General features: G+C 53.4%; 14 protein-coding genes. 11 read left to right on the top strand and 3 right to left on the bottom strand.

Going from position 1 to position 22888, the window contains the following annotated elements; translation table 11 throughout:
• Positions 1-97: 97 nt before the first annotated feature.
• From IX84_RS06600 to atpG, 9 genes are all read left to right on the top strand, one after another.
• A complete protein-coding gene (locus IX84_RS06600) occupies positions 98-2098 on the top strand; it encodes an alpha-ketoacid dehydrogenase subunit alpha/beta (RefSeq protein WP_044217778.1) in 2001 nt (666 codons plus the stop codon).
• A gap of 200 nt (positions 2099-2298) precedes the next feature.
• Positions 2299-6942, top strand: a complete 4644-nt coding sequence (locus tag IX84_RS06595) for a T9SS type B sorting domain-containing protein (protein ID WP_044217776.1) — start codon at positions 2299-2301, stop codon at positions 6940-6942.
• Positions 6943-7187: 245 nt separating this feature from the next.
• Entirely contained in the window at positions 7188-9791 is a 2604-nt protein-coding gene (locus IX84_RS06590; RefSeq protein WP_052515826.1) for a transglycosylase domain-containing protein, read from the top strand.
• Positions 9792-10155: 364 nt separating this feature from the next.
• Entirely contained in the window at positions 10156-11439 is a 1284-nt protein-coding gene (gene atpB, locus IX84_RS06585; RefSeq protein ID WP_238578238.1) for a F0F1 ATP synthase subunit A, read from the top strand.
• A 38-nt stretch (positions 11440-11477) separates the two neighbouring features.
• Positions 11478-11669 carry an ATP synthase F0 subunit C gene (gene atpE, locus IX84_RS06580; protein ID WP_044217773.1) on the top strand — a complete coding sequence of 64 codons (192 nt, stop codon included), beginning with the start codon at positions 11478-11480 and terminating at the stop codon, positions 11667-11669.
• 124 nt (positions 11670-11793) lie between these two features.
• A complete protein-coding gene (gene atpF, locus IX84_RS06575) occupies positions 11794-12315 on the top strand; it encodes a F0F1 ATP synthase subunit B (protein ID WP_044217770.1) in 522 nt (173 codons plus the stop codon).
• A gap of 50 nt (positions 12316-12365) precedes the next feature.
• On the top strand, positions 12366-12932 hold the full coding sequence (gene atpH / locus IX84_RS06570) for an ATP synthase F1 subunit delta (RefSeq protein WP_044217767.1): 567 nt from the start codon (positions 12366-12368) through the stop codon (positions 12930-12932).
• A 54-nt stretch (positions 12933-12986) separates the two neighbouring features.
• Positions 12987-14591, top strand: a complete 1605-nt coding sequence (gene atpA / locus IX84_RS06565) for a F0F1 ATP synthase subunit alpha (RefSeq protein WP_044217764.1) — start codon at positions 12987-12989, stop codon at positions 14589-14591.
• Between the two features lie 55 nt (positions 14592-14646).
• Positions 14647-15549 carry an ATP synthase F1 subunit gamma gene (atpG, locus tag IX84_RS06560; RefSeq protein ID WP_044217762.1) on the top strand — a complete coding sequence of 301 codons (903 nt, stop codon included), beginning with the start codon at positions 14647-14649 and terminating at the stop codon, positions 15547-15549.
• A gap of 79 nt (positions 15550-15628) precedes the next feature.
• Here atpG and IX84_RS06555 read toward each other — a convergent pair whose 3' ends face one another.
• Entirely contained in the window at positions 15629-16180 is a 552-nt protein-coding gene (locus IX84_RS06555) for a DUF192 domain-containing protein (protein WP_052515825.1), read from the bottom strand.
• A 446-nt stretch (positions 16181-16626) separates the two neighbouring features.
• Between IX84_RS06555 and IX84_RS06550 the strand changes: the two genes are divergently transcribed.
• On the top strand, positions 16627-16848 hold the full coding sequence (locus tag IX84_RS06550) for a hypothetical protein (RefSeq protein ID WP_044217759.1): 222 nt from the start codon (positions 16627-16629) through the stop codon (positions 16846-16848).
• A complete protein-coding gene (locus IX84_RS06545; protein ID WP_044217757.1) occupies positions 16838-17236 on the top strand; it encodes a type II toxin-antitoxin system RelE/ParE family toxin in 399 nt (132 codons plus the stop codon). The genes IX84_RS06550 and IX84_RS06545 overlap by 11 nt, the downstream gene beginning before the upstream one ends.
• 155 nt (positions 17237-17391) lie before the next feature.
• Here IX84_RS06545 and IX84_RS06540 read toward each other — a convergent pair whose 3' ends face one another.
• Positions 17392-18516, bottom strand: coding sequence for an efflux RND transporter periplasmic adaptor subunit (locus IX84_RS06540; protein WP_044217754.1), 1125 nt, complete (start codon positions 18514-18516; stop codon positions 17392-17394).
• 20 nt (positions 18517-18536) lie between these two features.
• A complete protein-coding gene (locus IX84_RS06535; protein ID WP_044217750.1) occupies positions 18537-22823 on the bottom strand; it encodes a CusA/CzcA family heavy metal efflux RND transporter in 4287 nt (1428 codons plus the stop codon).
• Positions 22824-22888: the final 65 nt, after the last annotated feature.

The following is a 22888-nucleotide window of genomic DNA, read 5'->3' as shown; positions in this document are numbered from 1 at the left end:
TTTGTTTGGTGAAAAGCTATAAACAAAGCCTGATTTTTCTTGCACAGACATTCAGAAACCACCTACCTTTGTGCCCGAATTTAACCAAACTAAAACCATGGCCGACGTCATCTCAACACCCGTCCTTGCCTACGACCGTAGTGCGTTTTCTGATGAAGAGCTCCTGAAATTATACCGAGGGCTGCTGCTGCCCCGCATGATCGAAGAGAAGATGTTGATCCTGTTGCGGCAGGGCAAAATCAGCAAGTGGTTTTCGGGCATTGGGCAGGAGGCGATCTCTGTGGGCGCTGCACTGGCCCTCCATCCTGACGAACTGCTCTTCACCATGCACCGCAATCTGGGCGTATTCACCAGCCGGGAAGTGCCGTTGGAGCGCCTGTTTGCCCAATGGCAGGGCAAAGAGCTGGGGTTTACTAAAGGCCGGGACCGGTCTTTTCACTTTGGTGCGATGGACTACCGCATTGTGGGTATGATTTCCCACCTCGGGCCACAGTTGTCGCTGGCCGCAGGGGTTGCGCTTGCCAATAAGCTAAGCAAAGCCGGCCAGGTCTCCCTGGCTTTTACCGGCGAAGGAGGCACAAGTGAGGGCGAATTTCACGAAGCACTCAATACGGCAGCGGTCTGGGAACTGCCGGTGCTTTTTGTGATTGAGAATAATGGCTACGGCTTGTCCACCCCTACAAGCGAGCAGTACCGCTGTGAGCAGCTTGCCGACCGGGCTAAAGGTTACGGCATGCGGTCCGAAGTCATTGATGGCAACAACATCCTGGAGGTTTACGAAACCTTTACCCGCCTGTCTGCCGAACTACGTGAAAACCCTGAGCCTGTCCTAATTGAGTGCCGCACTTTCCGTATGCGCGGGCACGAAGAGGCTTCCGGCACCAAGTATGTCCCACAGGAGCTGATGGACGAATGGGCACAGCGCGACCCCCTGGACAACTATGAGCGCTTTTTATTGCAGGAAGGTGTGCTCGATGAAGCACAAGTCAAAGCCCTCCGCAAATCATTCAAGCAGCAAATCAACGAAGGGCTGGACAAAGCCTACGCCGAGCCGGCTGTAACAGCTGTACTGGAAACAGAATTGGGGGATGTCTATGCACCTGATACACCAGTCCCAAAACCACCACAGGGGCCGTCCACCGAGCTGCGCTTTGTAGATGCCATCTCCAAAGGCCTGGAGGCTGCCATGGAAGCCCACGATAACCTCGTCCTCATGGGGCAGGATATTGCCGATTACGGCGGGGTGTTTAAAATTACGGATGGCTTTACAGAAAAATTTGGGCACGACCGGGTGCGCAACACGCCCCTTTGCGAAAGCGCCATCATAGGCATAGGCCTGGGGCTCAGCCTGAAGGGGTACAAAGCGATGGTGGAAATGCAGTTTGCGGATTTTGTGAGCTGCGGGTTCAATCAGATTGTCAACAACCTGGCGAAGCTGCACTACCGCTGGGGGCAGAATGCCGATGTGGTCATCCGGATGCCCACGGGCGGAGGCGTAGGTGCCGGACCTTTCCATTCCCAGAGCAACGAAGCCTGGTTTTTCCACACTCCGGGCCTGAAGATCGTCTACCCTTCCACCCCGGAAGATGCCAAAGGTCTGCTGCTGGCTAGCTTTGAAGACCCCAACCCGGTGCTGTACTTTGAGCATAAAGCCCTGTACCGCCGACTGACGGCGGCGGTGCCTGACGGGTACTACACCACGCCAATCGGCAAGGCCCGCCTGGCGGCGGAGGGCGATGAAGTCTCTATCATTACCTACGGTATGGGCGTGCACTGGGCGCTGGAGGTTTGTGCGGAAATGGGCATCGATGCTGACATCCTGGACCTGCGTACCCTTTTGCCTCTGGATTACGACGCCATCCGGGCAACGGTGCAGAAAACCAACCGGGTGCTTATCCTGCACGAAGATACCCAAACGGGCGGTATTGGCGGAGAGCTTTCCGCTTACATCAGCGAGCACCTGTTTGAGTATTTGGATGCACCGGTGCTTCGGGCAGGCAGCCTGGATACCCCCGTGCCTTTTTCGACTGTTTTGGAAGAGCAGTTTTTACCCAAAACCCGCTTCCGGGCGCAGTTGGAGCGACTGTTGTCGTATTAAAAGGCCAGTCGTACACTTTTTGAGCAGCAACATCGTTCAATTCAGTATTGTACGGGTACCTTTCCGTAAAGGAGCCGTATTACAGACCATTAAACTTTTCGACAAATTACAATAGTCGGAGGGCGATGCCTATTTTTATGCCCTGTTGAAATATGCCCTTACCCAAATCCCATTAACGATATTCAAATCAATCCGGAACAATGATTAGATTTTTCCTTCCAATTGCCTTACTGCTGCTCGCCAATATGGGGCTGTACGCGCAGGTGCCTCAAAATGTTTCTGTACTGGGTTCTGCTGAAAGTGCTTTTCGGGTGCCCTGCAATCAGAATAATGCGGGGACGATTCAGGGTTTTGGCCCCTTCGCAGGGCAATCCAATGATATTGACCCTGACACCATTTATTTGTGTATGGGCGATACGCTGCGGTTGACCCACAACATGGATTTTTCCTTCGGTGGCGATCCAAACCCGGCTACTGCGCCTGGTATCGCTTACGCCTTTTATGATGATATACCAACTATTGATGGGCCTGACCTGACCACTGTGCTGACGGACCCCTCTCTGAATACGACTTCGCCCATCATTCTCAATGGATTTGAATTTGATCAGGAGAATGGCATCTGGCTGGCACCTACCATCAACAGTTTTGGCAATCTCGACCTGATCAACAACGGCAGCTTGCAGGAAGCCTATAACATGGGCGTGCCGGCGCCGATTCAGTTTTGGTTTGCCCCAATCACCGTGGACAACGCCTCTGCTTTGGAGTACGAGCAGGGCGGTCCCTGTGTGAGCGTCAGCATCGATGAAGCCTTTTCGGTGGTGTACCTCGAAAGCATCGCCATTACCGAAACCTTTGTCGACCCCGCCGGAGGGCTGGAAGGCAGCTTTGTCCTGCAGGGCGGCCTGCCGGAGTTTGACCCTTCCACTTCCTACACCATTACCATTAATGAAATCGGAGGCGGCGCAATGGGCACGGTCCAAACGGTGACGCCCGGCCACAACGATACCATCACCTATACCGTGCCCGAGACAGGCACTTATGAAGTCATCGTGGAAGATGGCAAAAGCTGCGGCCTGATCGATACACTCGTGATGCCTGTGCTTTTTGATGTAGGCGACCTGAATGGCGCTCCCGGCGATACCGTCTGTGTCCCGGTGACGACGACCAACTTCGTCAACCTGACCAATGCTCAGTTTTCCATGGCATGGGACCCTGCGCTGCTTGATTTTATAGGTGTTGACAACCTGACGTCTGACCTGCCCTCCTTTGATCAGGGCATTTTTAATATCTCTCCGGCCATTACCGATACCGGGCGGCTGACCATGGGGTGGGCAGACTTTCTGGCCACGCCCCGTACCCTGCCGGATGGCGCACTCCTCTTTGAGGTTTGCTTTGAAGTCGTTGGCGACCTGGGCGATGAGGCAGCGGTGACGATTATTGATTCCCCTCTGGATATACAGGCCGGAAATGCCAATTCAGGAAACGCGGATATTCCAACTATCATTGATAACGGGCAGGTCAATATCACCAATGCAATCTTACTGGTACAAGGCACCGTGGATAGTGTCTCCTGTGCCGGTTTTGATGACGGCACCTTTACCGTCACGGCTACAGGTGGCGTGCCCCCTTACACTTATGCCTGGAATGCAGTACCCCCTGCCGGCCCGGACAATACCGGGACAATTGCCGCCTCGGGCGACAGCTTCACGGCATCAGGGCTGGGAGAAGGGGTATTCTCGATCACTGTTTCAGACAGCGATATGCCTGCCAATATTGACACCATAGAATTGCAGGTACTCGAAGGCCCGGCCCTTGGGCTCAGCCTCCTTGAGACTCAGCCCACGTGTAACGGCGATAGCGATGGCAGCCTGACCGCTCAGATTACGCTGGATGGCGTGGCTCAGCCCAACCCCGGGCCTGGCTTCACTTTTTCCTGGAATACCGGGGACTCCACCCAAACCATTACCGGGCTTTCTTTCCAGCCACAGGCCTACGCCGTTACCGTTACGGATAATAATGGGTGCGTTGCCACAGCCAGTACGACCCTCAGCCAACCCGGTGAACTGCTGCTCCTGGCTCAGAATACCAATATTACGGATGCTACCTGTAGCGGTGCCATGGATGGTGCCATTACTGTAGGCGCTTCCGGTGGCGTAAATGATATGGGCAGTTACTATTATCAGTGGGAAGGGCAGCCGGTAGATACTGCTGCAACGGCACAACTGCTGGACCTTGACCCCGGCATGTACAACCTGACGGTTACGGATGCGAATGGGTGTGTAGTCATCGACAGCTTTCCTGTAGGGGCCACCAAGCTACTGGGCGTGACCCTGGTGGACTCTTCCCACGTCAGCTGTAATGGTGCGGATGATGCGTTCCTGCAGGTACAGGGCACCGCCACCGGCCAACCTCCATTCGGTGCCTTCACGTACAACTGGACCGCACTGCCCGGCGGAAGCAGCCTTGCCGGAGCCAACATCAATAACCTGGCGCCCGGTCTGTATGTCGTTACCGTAACCGATCAGGACCCGCTCGGTTGTTTCACCATAGACACCTTTAATATAGGACAGCCTGATTCGCTTCAGGTGACGCTGCTGGACCTGGCCAACGAGAGCTGTACCGGCGGTGGTATGGATGGTGCTATTACTGTGGGCGTAGATGGTGGTACGGCTCCTTACACTTACGACTGGTCGAATATGGATACAGACTCTATCCTGACGGATCTGGTACAAGGCCTCTACATTCTCAATCTGGAGGACGCCAATGGCTGCACATCGATCGACACCTTTGCGGTCACAGCACCGGCACCGCCCAATATTATTGAGTTTGAAAATGATACCCTGCTCTGCTCTGATGATACCAATGGTAGCCTGACGATCACAGCGACGCCCGGCGGCTCTCCAATCGAGAGTTATACCTGGAGCAATAACGAGACCGGACCGGCTATTGCCAACCTTGCACCTGGCACCTACTTTGTGACTATTACGGCTGAGGATGGCTGTGAGCTGGTCGAATCGGCACAGGTTGTTGCACCGGCACCACTGGTTATCGACAGTATTGGTTCATCCTCGCCGCTCTGTGTGGGGCAAAGCAATGGTAGCCTTACGGTATTTGCCAGTGGTGGCACCGCACCTTATCAGTACATCTGGGGCTCAGATACGCTTTCCACCGTGCTCAATCCGGGGCTCTCTGCTGGCCTTTACAACCTGACTGTTGTGGATGCGAATGGCTGTGCAGGCGTAACGGCAACAGCAGAGGTGGTTGACCCGCCGAGTATTGAGGTGTCCTTTACGGATGTCCTGCCGGTCAGTTGTTTCGAGGGCGTATGCGATGGGCAGGCAACGGCAACGGCCATGTACGCTGATGGCAGTACCGGCCTCTTCAACTTTAACTGGGAAAGCGGGGAGATTGACCTGGATGTACTGACGTCCACCGCAACGCAATTGTGCCGGGACTCCCAAACGGTGGTGGTGACAGATGAGAATGGATGCGTACAAACTGCAGAAGTCATCATCCCGAGCCCTGATCCGATTGCGCTCAATGTATCTTCTTCAAGCGTGAGCTGTAATGGAGGCACAGATGGTTCTATAACGCTGACGCCTTCGGGGGGTGCAGGAGGGTACACATTCCTCTGGCCTGACCTTAATGAGACAACTGCCACTGTGTCGGGCCTGATGGCTGGTGCCTACAACGTTATCGTTACTGATGCCAATGGCTGTGAGCAGGATGGCCTGCCCGAAATTGGCGAACCTGATGCCCTGGAGCTGAGCATCGATCCTGTTAATACCCGCGATATTTCCTGCTTCGGTGAGGAAGACGGGCAAATAGCGGTGACTTATAATTTCAACGACAATATTAATCCAGTTGGTAATACCCCCTTCTCTTTCTCAGCCAATGTACCGCAGGGGGCGGGCAATGCCGCTACCGGATTCGCGAGCGGACTGACGGCTGGCACCTATGGTATCACGATCACAGATACGCAAGGCTGTCAGGATTCTGTGTCCATCAGCCTGATCGAACCTACTGAAATCATGGCCATCATCCCTGATCCGGAAGATCCGCCCTGCTTCGATGCTACTACACTGGTTTTCATTGACACCGTATTTGGAGGCGCAGGCACCACACCGGATGATTACCGGTACATGGTTGATGGAAATGGGGTGTTACTGACACCTGATGTCCCTGCAGATATCTTCGGTGACGGGGAGCACACCATTGAAATATTCGACCCCAATGGCTGTTCTGCGGCCTTCTTTGTGGAAATCGATCAGCCCGATGAGATCACCGTTACCTTCCCTCAGCCGGTGGTGGAAATTGAGCTCGGCGACAGCACCACAAGCCTCATGCCGATCATCAGCCCGGCGGGCACGCAGGTTGACTCCTTTATTTGGACCCCTGCTATTTACCTGTCCTCAGATACAGTGGAAAACCCCACGGTCTTCCCATTGGAATCGCAAGATTACACCCTGCGCATTGTGGATATAAATGGCTGTGATGCGGAAGGCTCGGTATTTGTGGAGCTTGATGCCAACCGGAATATCTATATCCCGGGCGCTTTCTCACCTAACGGTGATGGCACCAACGATGAGTTCCGGGTTTTTCCCTGCACCGGCGTCACGGCCATTCGAAGTGTGAATATCTTTGACCGTTGGGGCAATCAGGTCTATCAAAATGGTGGGTTTGATGTCAGCAATGGTCTGTTCTGCGCCGGAGGGCTACCGCTTTGGGACGGTTCCTTTAAAGGTGAGTTCATGAACATGGGCGTCTACGTTTATGTGATTGATGTTGAATTCCTGGATGGCATCCGGCTGGTCTACCGGGGCGATTTGTCCCTGATCCGTTAACGGAGGCAATGCGCTGATAAGCTGCCGCTTTCCACCTGAGTGTGGGGAGCGGCAGTTTCGTTTATAGCTGACGTTTGTTTCTATTTGGTTGATTTTAAAACAAATATTGTTTATTTTGCAGAGCAGATTGTCGATCGCTTCGTTCGCAGCCAGAAAAGGCAATTTTTCATGCATAAGGGGGAATAAAAGTGCAACGCCTGGCGTTAGACAAGGTCATTTTAAAACAAACAGACGCAGTGATTTAGATGCAGCAGTCCAACTCCAATTTTTTTGAACAAGCAAGGACCTGGTCCGTCGCACAGTGGCAGCAACTCCGTCAGTGGTCTTTAGGCTTTTACGGCCGGCACCCCCGCTGGGCTATTGCCGGGCTGATAACGGGGGGGCTCGGTATTCTAGGCTTTTTGTCTGTCCTTGTGATTGCAGCGCTGGTGTACTTTGAAGCTCTGGGGCCCGTACCGGGTTATCCGGAGCTGGAGGCCATCAGCAACCACAATGCTTCCGAGGTATACGCGGAAGATGGCGTTCTGCTGGGCAAGTACTATGTGGAAAACCGTATCAATGCTGACTTTGAGGAGATTTCTCCTGATTTAATCAATGCCCTCGTCGCTACCGAAGACGCCCGTTTTTTTGAGCACAGCGGTATTGATGTTCGGGCTGCGGCCCGGGTGCTGGTCAAGTCGATATTACTCATGGACGAGTCCTCCGGGGGAGGCAGCACCCTGAGTCAGCAGCTGGCCAAGAACCTTTATCCGAGGGAGGATTACCTTATGCTGTCGATGGTGGTGAATAAAATGCGGGAAATGCTGATTGCCCGCCGCCTGGAAAAGGTCTATGCCAAGGAGGAGCTCCTGCGGCTGTATTTGAACACCGTATCCTTTGGAGAAGGGATTTTCGGGATCAAAGTCGCAGCGCAACGCTTTTTCAATAAATCCCCGGAAGCCTTAAACCTGGAAGAAGCCGCCGTTTTGGTTGGCATGCTCAAAGCCACGACTTACTACAGCCCGGTGCGCCATCCCGAAAATGCCGAACGCCGCCGCAATATCGTTTTGGGGCAGATGGTGCGCTATGGTTATCTGGATGCGGAAGTCAAAGACTCACTGATACAGTTGCCTCTGGAAACGGACTACCGGCCCGAAGGCCACAACAAAGGATTGGCGACCTATTTCCGGGAACATCTGCGGCATGAGCTGGATGATATGCTGAAAGATTACACCAAGCCCGATGGCACACCTTATAATCTATATACAGATGGGCTTCGCATTTATACCTCTATCGATGCCCGTCTGCAGCGCTACGCCGAAGAGGCCGTGCAGGAGGAAATGACCAAAGTACAGGGCAACTTTTACGAGGACTGGAAAAAAGGGACACCCTGGGTCAGCAGTGAAGTGCTGGAACGGGCCGTTCGGAAGTCGGAGCGCTATCAGAAACTAAAAGACAAAGGCCTCTCAGAGGAAGCAATCGATGCTATCTTTCAGCAGCCCGTCCCTATGACGGTCTTCAGTTGGAAAAAGGGAGAAGAAGAACGGGAAATGAGCCCGCTCGACTCTGTGAAGTACTACCTTACCCTGCTGAATGCGGGTTTTCTGGCGGCTGATCCATCCACAGGGCTGATCAAAGCGTGGGTAGGCGGCATTGACCACAAGTATTTTCAGTATGACCATGTATTTGCCAAACGGCAGGTCGGCTCCACCTTCAAGCCGATAGTGTATGCCACGGCCCTGCAAAGCGGCATGCTGCCCTGTGAGTACACTTACAACCGGCAGGTGGCTTACGCCAAATATGATAACTGGTCCCCCCGCAATGCCGATGGCGAATACGATGGCGTTTATTCTATGGAGGGCGCACTGAGCAATTCGGTCAACACCGTCACGGTGGAAATCATGATGCGGACGGGCATGGACTCGGTCCGGCAACTGGGGCAGGCAATGGGCATTGAGAACCGAATCCCGGCGGTACCTTCCATTGCTTTGGGCGCAGTGGAGGCTTCCCTTTACGAAATGACGAAAGTCTACGGCACCTTTGCCAATCGTGGCCGCCGTCCGGAGTGGCACTATCTGGACCGCATTGAGACCGCTGATGGCACCATTCTGGCTGAATTTGACCGGCCTAACCCGCGCCGTTTTCCACGGGTGCTGGAGCAATCGCAGGCTGATATGATGATAAGAATGCTGGAGTCGGTAGTCGATAGCGGTACGGCCCGGAAGCTCCGTTACCATTACGGGCTTTACAACGACCTGGCCGGTAAGACCGGGACGACCCAAAATCAGTCTGATGGCTGGTATATGGGCTTCAACCCCCGGTTGGTCGCCGGTGCCTGGGTGGGCGGTTCCTGGCCGCAGGTGCATTTTCGCACCTTGTACCGGGGGCAGGCTTCGTCCACAGCCCTGCCGATTTACGGCGCGTTTATGAGAAAGGTGTATCAGGACAAGGCTTTCAAGTCTGTACGCTACGCCAAATTTGAAGCCCCGGCGGACACGGTCACGGCGCTCATGCAGTGCCCGCCCTACCTTGAGGAGATGCCCATCCTTGCTGCGCATGAGGACGGCTATTACTACTTTGAAGACAACCGAAGCTTGTTCGGCCGTTTGACCGATCAGCCCTACAAAGATGAACAGGGCCGGGTCATCAACGTACCGCCCCGGCAGGCCGGCGAATCAGATGAAGCTTATGTGCAGCGCATACGGGCTTATCAGGCGCGGCTGGAGGAGCGCGAGGAAAGACGCGAAAAACGGAAAGCTTTCTGGAGCAATCTTTTATTCGGTGAAGAAGGCAAAGGCGAAAATCAGGGAGAAGGCGGAAATGACCAAAAACCGACCACCGGCTATAAATATTATGACCGGAATAATTAGGCTTGTGGCTGTAATCGATAAAGATTTTAGAATCAAACGACTACGCAAAAGCCCTGCGGCCGTTTAGTGTTTCTAAAAAATACCGCTTAGGTCAAGGGGGAGCAGGAGAAATAATTATTCCGTAAGTCCTGTGTTTTGGGAAACAAAAAACGCCCCGGAGTACCTTGTTTGCAATCCCACCTTATTTAATTGGAGAATAACGGCTATAACTCGCTGTTTCTCAACCCCTGTAAAACAAAAGTCCATTTGAAAAAAAAGGGTGTACGTTTCACTAATATGCCAAAGTGCCTTACTTTTGTGCCGATTTCTAAAGGTCCTGGTTTTTGCACCTCTATTAAGCAAAGCCTACTAAAGCATAAGAATAGTGAAAGTGGACATCAAGAAGTTCTGCATACTGACGCTGGCCCTGGCCCTCACCGGCTTTATGAGCCCTGCGTTTGCGCAACACGACGATCACGGCCATGACGACCATGCCGGGCACGAACATGCCGAAGGGCACGAAGAGCACAATCAGAACGAAGAGCACGGTGAAGGGTACGATCCGGTAGCGACGGTCATGCACCATATTGCCGATGCCAATGAGTTCCATATCTGGAAAGGCGTGCACATCCCACTTCCTGTTTTCCTTTATGCACCGGACCATGGCTGGACGACCGGTACTTCTGCCATGTTTGAGCACGGCCACACCGCCGTTGATGGCTACGTACTCAACCACGGGCGTATCAACCGCGTCGCCGATGCTTCCTTCCCTAAAGGCGAAGTACACGTTGGACACATCGATCACAAGGTCGAGACGGACGAAGCAGGAAAAGAAAAAGACGTTTACTACGTCAGTTACGAAAATGAATCTTATAAGCTTGACGCACCCAGCACCCTCGACGGTGGCATGATGGGTGGCGGCATCACTTCATTTTACGACTTCTCTATTACCAAGAATGTCTTTACCATGTTCCTGGCAGCTCTGCTGTTGATCTTCATCTTCAATGCGGTAGCCCGCGGGTACAAGAAGAACGAAGGAAAGGCACCATCGGGCATTCAGTCGTTCTTTGAGGTGTTCTTTGTATTCATGCGTGATGAAGTCACGAAGCCCATGATTGGCGAGAAGCACTACGAGCGCTTCCAGCCTTTCGTGATGACGCTGTTTTTCTTCATCCTGTTCTGCAACCTGCTGGGCCTGGTTCCTTTCTTCCCGGGCAGTGCAAACGTTACCGGCAACATCGCCGTGACGCTGGTACTGGCGGTGTTTACCTTCATTGTGGTGAACCTGAACGGTAAGAAAGACTACTGGCAGCACATATTCTGGATGCCGGGTATTCCGGGCTGGGTGAAAATCATCCTGACGCCTGTGGAAATTCTTGGCCTGTTTATCCGCCCCTTCTCCCTGATGATTCGTTTGTTTGCGAACATTTCGGCCGGGCACATTATTATCCTGAGCCTTATCGGTTTGATCTTCCTCTTTGGCGACAACGGCGCCAATACCGGAGGAGCTGCAGCGGGTGCAGTGGTAGGTGGTTTGTTCACTGCCTTCATGAACCTGATAGAGCTGTTGGTGGCCGCGCTGCAAGCCTTTGTGTTTGCGATCCTGTCTGCTTCCTACATTGGGGCAGCCGTAGAAGAGCACCACCACGACGAGGCACATGCACATTAAGCATTTTATTTTACTCACTCATATAAAATCTCATAACAATGGGACCAATTGGAGCTGGATTAGCAGCACTCGGCGCAGGTATCGGTATCGGTTTGATCGGTAGCAAAGCAATGGAAGCTATCGCTCGTCAGCCAGAGGCTGCCGGTGATATCCGAAGCAACATGATCCTCGTAGCAGCACTCGTTGAAGGTGCCGCACTGTTTGCGATCGTTGTAGGCCTGCTGGGCTAATTTGCCCCCGAGCCACGAAAATTGAAGCACAGGGTGGTTGCAGCAGCGGTTGGCTGCCTGCGCCCCCTGGCTTGAGTGAGCTGGCTGGATTAACAAAAATTACCTTCTAAACTTTTTCGATACAATGGCTAACGTATTGTTTTTGGCTGACTTCTCCGTTATCAAGCCCGATCCAGGCCTGATTTTCTGGACGACTCTAATCTTCCTGCTGGTTTGGGCCCTGCTCGGCCGCATGGCTTTTGGCCCTATCCAAAATGCCCTGAAAAAACGGGAAAATGACATTCAGGATGCCCTCGATGAGGCCCGCAATGCCCGTGAAGAAATGGCAGCGCTGCAATCTAAGAATGAGGAACTGTTGCGTGAGGCACAGGAGGAGCGCGCCAAAATCCTGAAAGAAGCAAAGGAAACCAAGGAGGCGATTGTTAAAGAGGCAAAGGAAAAAGCACAGGACGAAGCCCGTAAAATCGTCAACAACGCAAAGCAGGACATCGAAAATCAGCGCCTGGCTGCTATGACGGACCTGAAAAATCAGGTAGGCGTGCTGTCTATCGAAATCGCTGAGAAGCTGCTGCGCCGCCAACTGGACGACAAGAAAGGTCAGGAGCAGTTTGTCAGCTCCCTTGTCGATGACCTCAAAATGAACTAAGCCATCGGTAAGCACTGCCCCGGCATTTCTTATCGAAAACTATAACTGATATGTCTGTACAAAGAATAGCTTCCCGCTACGCAAAGTCGCTCATCGAGCTGGCTCAGGAGCAGAATAAGCTCGAGGCCGTCACGAAGGACATGGAAACCTTCAAGGAATTGCTCGGCAACCGCGACCTGTACCTGCTGCTCAAAAGCCCGGTAGTGGGGACCGACAAGAAGAAGCAGATTTTCAAAACCCTCTTCGAAGGGAAATTTGACCAGCTGACCTCTTCTTTCCTTGACGTGCTGACCACCAAAGTGCGTGAAAGCTATATGCCGGAAATCGTGACAGAATACCTGGCACAGTACAAGCGCCTCATGCACATCTCCACTGTTACAGTCACTACGGCGACCGAGCTGGATGAGAAAACCCTGGACGCGATCAAGGCCAAACTGCTGGAAAGCAAAGCTACAGACGAGAAGGTAGAAATCGTTTCCGTCGTGGACCCCGACCTGATCGGCGGCTTCGTACTGGAATTCGACGATAAAATTTATGACGCCAGCTTAGCCAGCAAACTGGACGGGCTCAAGCGTCAGTTTAGGGATAACCTCTACATTTCGCAGGTATCCAATTAACGACTTTAATACTAGAAAACCCGCTGCACCGCGCAGTGATAAAATTTTTCAGACATGGTTGATGTAAAACCTGATGAGATCTCAGCAATACTCAAACAACAACTCTCCGGTTTCAGCTCCGCAACCGAACTTGAAGAGTACGGTACCGTACTTCAGGTAGGTGACGGTATTGCGCGTGTGTACGGTTTGACCAAAGCACAGGCTGGTGAACTGGTGGAATTTGATAACGGCACACAGGCGATCGTCCTGAACCTGGAAGAAGACAACGTAGGTGTGGTACTCATGGGCCCAAGTGATGGCATCCGTGAGGGCAGCCGTGTACAGCGTACCAACCGCATCGCTTCTATCAAAGTAGGGGAAGGCTTCGTTGGCCGCGTAGTGAACGCCCTGGGTGAGCCGATCGACGGTAAAGGTGCTATTGAAGGTACGACTTACGAAATGCCACTGGAGCGTAAAGCACCGGGTGTAATCTACCGTCAGCCGGTAAATGAGCCGCTGCAGACGGGTATCAAGTCTATCGATGCCATGATTCCAATCGGCCGTGGACAGCGGGAGCTGATCATCGGTGACCGTCAGACGGGTAAGACGGCGATTGCGATCGACACCATCATCAATCAGCGCGAGTTCTACGAGCGCGGCGAGCCGGTTTTCTGTATCTATGTAGCTTCTGGTCAGAAGGCCTCTACTGTTGCCAACGTAGCGAAGACCCTGGAAGATAACGGAGCGATGGACTACACCGTTATCGTTTCTGCTTCAGCTGCTGACCCTGCACCGCTTCAGTTCTATGCACCATTTGCCGGTGCTGCTGTGGGCGAGTACTTCCGTGATACAGGCCGCCCTGCCCTGATCATTTATGATGACCTGTCCAAGCAGGCGGTAGCTTACCGTGAGGTATCCCTGCTGCTGCGCCGTCCTCCGGGCCGTGAGGCCTACCCTGGTGACGTATTCTACCTGCACTCCCGTCTTCTGGAGCGTGCAGCGAAGATCATCAGCAACGACGAGATTGCCCGCAATATGAACGACCTGCCGGAAACCCTGGCCAACGCCAAAGACGAAAAAGGCGAGCCATTGGTAAAAGGTGGTGGCTCACTGACGGCCCTGCCGATCATCGAGACGCAGGCGGGTGACGTTTCTGCCTATATCCCGACCAACGTAATTTCCATTACCGACGGTCAGATCTTCCTCGAGTCCAACCTCTTCAACGCTGGTGTGCGCCCTGCGATTAACGTAGGTATCTCCGTATCCCGTGTGGGTGGTTCGGCTCAGATCAAGTCCATGAAGAAAGTATCCGGTACCCTGAAGCTCGATCAGGCACAGTACCGCGAGCTGGAGGCGTTCTCCAAGTTCGGTTCTGACCTTGATGCTGCAACAACGGCCGTGCTGGAGAAAGGTAAGCGCAACGTGGAAATCCTGAAGCAGCCACAGTACTCTCCGGTATCGGTTGAGAAACAGGTGGCGATCATTTACCTGGGTACCAAAGGCAAACTGCGTAATGTGCCGGTAGAAAAGGTGAAGGAGTTCGAGGAGCTCTTCCTGACCACTCTGGAGAAGCAGTACCCTGAAGTGCTTGACACTTTCCGAGCAGGTAAACTCGACAAAGACGCTACAGACAAGGTAGAAGCACTGGCAGCTGAACTGTCTGCACAGTACAAGAAGTAAGACAATCGATTATTTGATCGGCAGCCCCTGGTGGCTGCCGGCAAAATTGCTATAGATGGCTAACTTAAAAGAGGTACGGGACCGTATTAAGTCGGTTCAGAATACTCAGCAGATCACCAAGGCGATGAAGATGGTGTCAGCGGCTAAGCTGCGCCGTGCGCAGGATGCGATCCTGCAGATGCGCCCCTATGCTGATAAACTGAATCAGGTACTGCGCAACATCCTTTCCAATCTGGAAGGAGATGCCGGCAGCAGCCTTGGCGTTGAGCGCGAGGTAAAGAAAGCCTGCATCGTCGTGGTAACGTCCAACCGTGGTCTTTGCGGTGCGTTCAACTCCAATATCTCCAAAGCAGCAGCTCATCTGGTGGAGACTAAGTATGCAGCTGTGCGCGAAAGCGGCAACCTGAGCATGCTGTGCATCGGCAAGAAAGGAGCGGAGTACTTTAAAAAGCGCTATCCGGACCTGGACTTCATCCCGGGCTATGTCAATCTCTTTGATGATCTGAGCTTCGACAAAGTGTCGGAAGTGCCTAAGATGCTCATTCAGTATTTTGAGGAGGGGGATTTTGATGCGGTTGACGTGACCTACGGCAAGTTCAAAAATGCCGCCACTCAGATTACACAGGTGGAGCAGTTCCTTCCTGTCCCTAAGATTGAGGCGGAAGCTGGCGAAGAAGAAACGGAAGGCATGCTGGCTGACTATATTTTCGAGCCCGGTAAGGAAGCATTGCTGGAATACCTTATTCCGACCATCCTTCAGACGCAATTCCAAAAGTACGTCCTCGACACCCACGCTTCTGAGCACGGTGCCCGTATGACGGCTATGGACAAGGCAACGGAGAACGCTCAGGAACTGCTGCGCGACCTCAAGATTTCCTACAACAAAGCACGTCAGGAAGCCATTACAAACGAAATCCTCGAAATTGTGGGTGGTGCGGCTGCCCTCGAGAATGGATAATATTGATCCCGCTCAGCGGGTTTTCTAGTACAATTGTTATAATCCCCCCGGCACGGCACGACCGCGTCGGGGGGATTTTTTATTGGCGCTCAAATTCAACCCGGTCGCCCGGCTTTACCCCCAGCTTATCGGACAGGCCTCCAATTACCTCCAGTACATATTTGGCGTCTCCCTGACTGGTCTGCGGGCTCAGCGTCTGGGGCTGTGCATTCTTGCGGATATTCAGGATGCGCTGCTCTTCACTGATGAAGATGATATCCAAAGGGATATAAGTATTGCGCATCCAAAAGGACTGCGGCTCTGCCCGCTCCATAATGAAAAGCATGCCCTGATTGTCTTCCATGGACTTGCGCCACATCATGCCTTCCGCCCGGCCCATATCATCGGCTTTGATTTCGATATCAATAGTGCTGATCGCCTGATCGCCCTGCTCTGCATAAAACGTAAGCGTGCCCTGTTTGGTAAACTGTGGCCCCGAAGCCTTTGGCGTGGATTTTGGCATAGACATATAGATTAGCCCCCCGACTACAGGGAGTGCGAGAATAGCCATCAAAAGGATAAGGTTGCGTTGTTTGCGCTGCTGCGCTTTTCTGCGCTCCGCGCGGTTGGGAAGGTTGGATTTTGCGGTCATGGGTGTCAGGTCGTTTATGATAGTTAGCGGTAAAAATAACACACTTCGGCAAAAGATGGGAAAGGGGCGGCCTGTTTCCTGGCCTAACAGACCTGAATATTGACTTTGTGATTTAGTCACACACTAGTGGTCTGTCAAGGCTAAAACCAGGGGTTGCCTGCGGCGACTTATGAGGCTACTCTTCGTTGGATAACCCCTTACGTAGCGCTGCTATGCGCGGGAACATCCGCCCCCGCCTGCCTTAGTACCTAAGTACGGTCTCCGGTGGCCAAAGCCAACAGGCGACGAGACACGGACAGGTTGATTAGCCTCAAAATTCGCTCCCACTCAACCCATAAATTAACACTTGACAGACCACTAGTCCGGACTCAGACCATAAAAACAATGGGGAATTGAACTAAAATGAGCAGAGGTTTTTTGTATTATTGAGTACAAATAGTTAAGAAATGGGAAAAATGAATCTTGAATTTGTGGTAGATGAAAGCGGCAACAAGAAGGCGGTAATGATCCCATTTGCAGAATGGGAAGACTTTCAAAATGAGCTGAGCGAATTCTTTGAGTATAAAAAGCTTAAAGAGCGTTTAAGGAAAGCCTTCGATGAGGTACAGCAAATCCAATCCGGTGAGTTACCAAGACGCACGATGCAAAATTTTTTAGATGAGTGTTAATGTTATATTGACCCCGAACTTTGAAAGAGAAGCGAAAAAATTAATCAAAAAATACCGCTCTTTGAGGCGGGAGCTTCTGGATTTTACGGAAGAACTAGAGGGGGAACCAAGAATTGGAGTCCAAATCAGTGAAAATGTTTACAAGGTAAGGCTCGCGGTTAGAAGTAAAGGCAAAGGCAAAAGTGGTGGCATGAGGATAATTACTTACGTTGAGACTAAGCTAGTCCAAAAACCAAAAGATACCGATATTTATTTATTATCTATTTACGATAAATCAGAACAAGACAATATTTCAAACCGAATGATAGCGCAAATAGTAGGAGAATTACAAGAAGAATTGAAGCAAGCTCTTTCCAGTACTTCAAGGCTAGCAAGTGAAGAAGAGTAGGCTTAGCACATCAAGGGAGGTATCCAGCTATAGTTCCTTTTCGAAGACAGAAAAAAGGCTTTTGGAATAAGAAAATCTGCGGATGGATCAATTTACCATGTAATACCACATAAAAGAAGGCACCCGTAATTCACAGGTGCCTCCCCACGTTCCCTCTACTCCGTACCATTAATATAATACGCACCCTTAAGCGCCACCGGCGTCCGGTCGGTGATACTTGTTCCGCTAATCTCCACATACCCATCGGCAGCGGTGCCCGGCTTTACCGGTATTCGCTGAAAGCCATTCCCGGTTTCCTGAAAGACAAAAGCCTCCTCCCCGGATCGGATCAGCGCTTCTTCCGGCACGGTCAGCGCCATGCGGCTGTCCGTCTGTATTTTGGCAAACAGGAAGCTGCCGATCGCCAGTTTGGAGGCGCCTTCATCCAGGTGGACATGCACCCGAGCGGTCTTCTGATCCATATCAATGCTTTGGTTCACCAGGTGCACTGTACCGGTTATCGGTGCCTCTTCGCCCGGCAGGTTGGCGATCACCGGCTGTCCTTTTTTCACGAGGTGCAGGTCTTTGGCATAGACTTGCAGTTCCAGGTGGAGATGACTGTCATCAGTGACCTGGAAAAGCATGGTCTCCGGCTGTACGAGCTGCCCGGAGCGGACTTCCACGTGTGTGAGCTGCCCACCGGCGGGGGCGTAAATGCCGATTGCAGATTGAATCTTCTTCGTTTCCTCCACATTTTTAGCATCGATACCGATGAGTTCCAGCTCTGCTTTCAGGCCTTCGTACCGGGCCTGCATGATGGACAGTTCCGATATCGCCAGTTCATAGTCTCTCTGGGAAGCGGCATCCGACTGAGCCAGTTCGGCCTTACGGTCCCTGTCTTTTTGAAGGTAAGGCAGCTGTGCAGCCGTTTCCAGGAAAGTCCGCTGAAGCCGTACCAGATCAGGGTGGTCAATGCTGGCCAGGCGTTCGCCCCGCCGGATCTGTTCACCGGGCAGATGGCGGATGTCGCGCACAAAACCCATCACCGGGCTGTGCACCGCCTGCTGATAAGCCGGGGGCACATCAATGGTGCCGGAGCAGGAAAGGTAAGTCGGAATTTCCCGCTGCTCGGGCTGTCCGGTTTGAATACCTGCCTCCTTCAGTTGGGCGGCGGATAAGTGGATGAGGCCATCTGCGATTTCAGTATCAGCCGGCGTTTCGGTGGCATCTGCCGGGGCCGCTTCGTTTTGGCAAGCCATCAGGCTCGCAGAAAGGATGAAGATGAAAAATACGTATTTCATGGTGGTTGTTTTAAATTGGATTACTGAGATAGAAATTCGAGGTACAGCACTGCCTGATTGTAGCGGGCCGTGAGGTTGATGCGTTCGAGCTCGCTGCTCAGGGCAGCATTTAGGCTCTGAGCGTACTGAAAGTAGTTGACTTCCCCCTGCTCCAGTTGCAGTTGGGCGAGCTGCCGCAGCTGCCGGGCCTGAGCCAGTAGTGCCGGGCCCTGTTCTCCCAGTTGCCGGGCCAGTTGCTGCCATTGCACCTGAGCCATCTGCCGTTCCTGTTCGAGCTGCTGCCGCTGCCCCTGCAGTTGCTGAGCAGCTTTGGTCGCCTCCAGCTCTGCCTGAGCGATGCGGGCGCGCTGACTTTTTTGGAAAACCGGTGCCCGCAGCCCGATCTGAACGGCATTCAGTGGGATGTCAGGTCGGATGCTTTGTTGCATATACCCAAAGGACAACTGTGGCTGCAGGCGTTGGGCTTCCACCTCTGCATTTGCAGTAGCGGTCTGCATTTCCTGTTCCAGCGGGCGCAGGAAAGCCTGTAGGGCGGTCGTAGTGTCTGCCATCCCTGCAGGGAGCACCTCGAGGGAGTCTACAGGCCGGACCGAGGCCGGACTGTACGCCAGTTGCTGGAAACGGCGGAAAGCCTGTTCCTCCTGTTGAAGGGCTTGCCGGCTTGCGCTTTGGGCCTGCGTGAGTTGCTGTTGAGCCAGGGTGTACGACAAGCGGTCGATGGCACCGGCCCGCAGCTGAAGGGCTGCCCGGTCGGCCAGATTTTGAAACACCTTCTCCTGCCGTTGGTACAATTGCAGACGCGCCTGTTCGGCCAGCCAGCTTTGCCGTGCCTGCCTGATGCCAAAGTTGACCTGATGCTCCAGCAACGCCTGTTGGCTACCAGACAGCGCCAGCTGAGCGCGGGCAGCAGCCTCCTGCTTTTTATTCAAACCGAATGGAGACAAGGGCTGCGTAATCGAAACCTGATAATCCCCCATCGTGGTGTTGTACTGCCCGAAGCCGGCCATGAACTCCGTTTGGGGGATCTCGCGGGCTGCGGTAATGCCCAATTGCGCCTGTTGGATGCTCAGTGTGCCGTTTTGGAGGTCCGGATTAAGCTCCAGCGCCTGCTGTGTGGCGTAGTCCAGTGTGAGCTGCTGTTGAGCCAGTGCTGGTGTTGCCAGTAGGAGTAAGGCGATGACTGCCGCACCGGGCACAGAAGGTTTCAGATTCTTATTCGCCAGGTAGTAAAGCACCGGCAGGACGAGCAGGGTGAGCAGCGTCGCCGTGATCAGCCCGCCGATAACGACCGTCGCCAGTGGCTTTTGCACTTCAGCGCCATTAGAGGTGGAAAGCGCCATCGGCAAAAAGCCCAGCGCTGCCACCGTGGCGGTCATGACCACGGGGCGCATCCGTGCCAGCCCGCCATCAATGACGACCTTCCGGATATCTGTGTACCCTTCTTCGTACCGCAACCGGTTGAAGTGGCTAATGAGTACGATACCATTCAGCACCGCCACGCCAAACAGGGCGATAAACCCAACACCCGCCGAAATACTGAACGGCATGCCCCTGGCCCAGAGCCCCAGGATACCCCCAACAGCAGCCGTAGGCACGGCCGTGAAGATCATCAGCGCGTATTTCAGTTTGCCAAAGGTGAAGTAGAGCAAAACAAAGATCAGTGCCAGGGCTGCCGGTACGGCGACTCCAAGCCGGGCTTTGGCCGCCTCCAGGTTCTCAAACTGCCCACCGTACTTAATGTAATAACCGGCAGGCAAATCGAGCCCGGATTTGAGCTGCGATTCGATATCAGCCACCAGGCTTGCCACGTCCCGGTCGCGCACATTCACCCCGATGTTGATGCGGCGGCGGGTGCCTTCCCGGGAAATCTGCATGGGGCCCTCGGTGTAATGCACTTTGGCGACCTCGCTCATCGGCAGTGACCGACCGTCGGGCAGGTGGACGAACAGCTGCTGCAGGTCAAGTTCCTGACGGCTTGGCTGATCGAGACGGACCACGAGATCGAACTTTCGCTCATTCTCAAAGACTACCCCTGCCGTCTCCCCGGCAAAAGCAGTGCGCACCAGGGTGTTGAGCTGTTCAATATCTAACCCGTACTCCGCAATCTTCGGCCGGTTGAATTCGACCATCAGTTGGGGCAGGCCCTCGGTTTGTTCCACTTTGACGTCGCCGGCACCAGGAATCCCTTTGATGATGTCCGCCGCCCGGTCGGCCTGCTGTTTGAGCACGGTGGTATTCTCCCCGAAAATCTTCACGGCGATATCCGTCTTGGCACCGGTCAGCAGCTCATTGAAGCGCAACTGAATGGGCTGGGTAAACTCAAAAGAAGCACCGGCAATGACTTCCAGTTTTTCCTTCATAGCATCAACCAGCCCCTCCCGGTCCGTAGCGCTGACCCATTCTCCCTGCGGTTTGAGGATGATCATGATGTCGGCATCCTCGATAGCCATAGGGTCGGTGGGGACTTCGGCTGTACCGATTTTGGAAACAACATGCTCCACTTCCGGGAAATGGTCGAGGAGGATTTTTTCGGCTTTGCCAGCGGTTTTTACGCTCTCCTGCAGGGAGCTGCCTGGCTGAATAGCCATCTGCATGGCCAGGTCGCCTTCTTCCAGGGTAGGGAGGAATTCAGCGCCCAGGGTACGGAACAGGAGCATGGAGCCAATCAGGACTACAAGTGTGGCACCCAGCACCAGTTGTGGCAGGCGTAGCGCACCCTCAAGTGTGGGGCGGTAGAGCTTGCGTAAAAAGTTAACGATACGGTCTGCAAAAGTTTTGTGGGCTTTTATATTTCGCGGCATCACCCAGGCGGTCATCATCGGTACATAGGTGAGCGAAAGGATAAGCGCACCCAGCACCGCAAAGCTGAACGTCATCGCCATAGGCCGGAACATCTTTCCCTCAATACCCGTGAGCGTCATGATCGGGATAAACACCGTGAGGATAATAAATACCCCAAATACCGCTGCACGGAAGAGCTTGGCAGACTCGTCGATGATAATATTGTCCATCTGCGCCTGCGTCAGCTTTTTGCCGATATGGTAAGTGAATAAGCCGTGGAGCACCCCTTCCACAATAATCACGGCCCCATCCACCACAATACCAAAGTCGATAGCACCGAGGCTCATGAGGTTGGCTGACAGGCCGAAGTAGCTCATCAGGATGAGGGCAAAAAGCATAGCAAGGGGGATAACCGAAGCTACGATAAGCCCCGCCCGCAGGTTGCCCAGCAGGAGCACCAGAACGAAGACTACGATCAGCCCGCCTTCCAGCAGGTTGTTTTTGACGGTGTTGATGGTTTTGCCGACGAGTACAGAGCGGTCGAGATAGGGATAAAGCTCTATGCCTTCCGGCAGGGATTCCCGGACCTGTTCCACCCGGTCGTGTACATTGGCGATAGCTTCCGAGGAGTTGGCGTCTTTGAACATGAGGGTAATGCCCCCAACGGCTTCGCCTTTCCCATCCATCGTCATCGCCCCGAAGCGCTTGGGGCTGCCGAGCTGCACCTCGCCCACATCGCGGATCAGCACGGGCGTGCCGTTGCGGGTAGCCACCACGATTTGCTCGATATCTTCAAAGCTCTGCACCATACCTTCGGTACGGATGTAGTAGGCATTGGTGTTTTTTTCGATGTAGCTGCCACCGCTGTTTTGGTTGTTGCGGGCCAGGGCATCGAAGACCTCGCTGATGGCAATGTCGTAGCCCTGCAGGGTGACGGGGTCAAGGGCGACCTCGTACTGCTTGAGGTAGCCCCCGAAGCTGCTGATTTCGATAATGCCCTTGGTGCCTGCCATTTGGCGTTTAACGATCCAGTCCTGAATGGTGCGCAGCTCCATAGGGCTGTACTGATCCTCATAGCCAGGCTTCACGCGCAGGACATACTGGTAGATTTCGCCCAGCCCGGTGGTAATCGGCATCAGCTCCGGTGTGCCCAGTCCGGGCGGGATTTCCTGCTCGGCCATGCCTAGTTGTTCTTTGACATACTGCCGGGCCTGTAATATAGGTACACCGGGCTCGAATACTACGGTAACGACTGATAGCCCGAAGCGGGAGATGGAGCGGATTTCGGTAACGTCCGGTATATTCGCTACAGCGATTTCGACAGGGTAGGTGATAAACTGCTCGACTTCCTGAGGAGCCAGAGAGCCGGAGACGGTTACAATTTGCACCTGATTGTTGGTGATGTCAGGTACCGCATCAATGGGGAGACGGGACAGGCTGTAAATACCTGCGCTGATCAACCCCGCTACCAACAGGAGAATGATGAGTTTATTCCGTACGGAAAACTCAATGATTGCTTTGATCATGTGTGGTTCAATTCAGACTTGAAAAAGAATAGCGGAGATCGCTCCGCCGGTAAAGCAGAATACTA

Origin of the sequence: Phaeodactylibacter xiamenensis, from assembly GCF_000759025.1 — a bacterium.
Lineage (GTDB): Bacteria > Bacteroidota > Bacteroidia > Chitinophagales > Saprospiraceae > Phaeodactylibacter > Phaeodactylibacter xiamenensis.
This window is presented reverse-complemented; position numbering and strand designations above follow the sequence as displayed.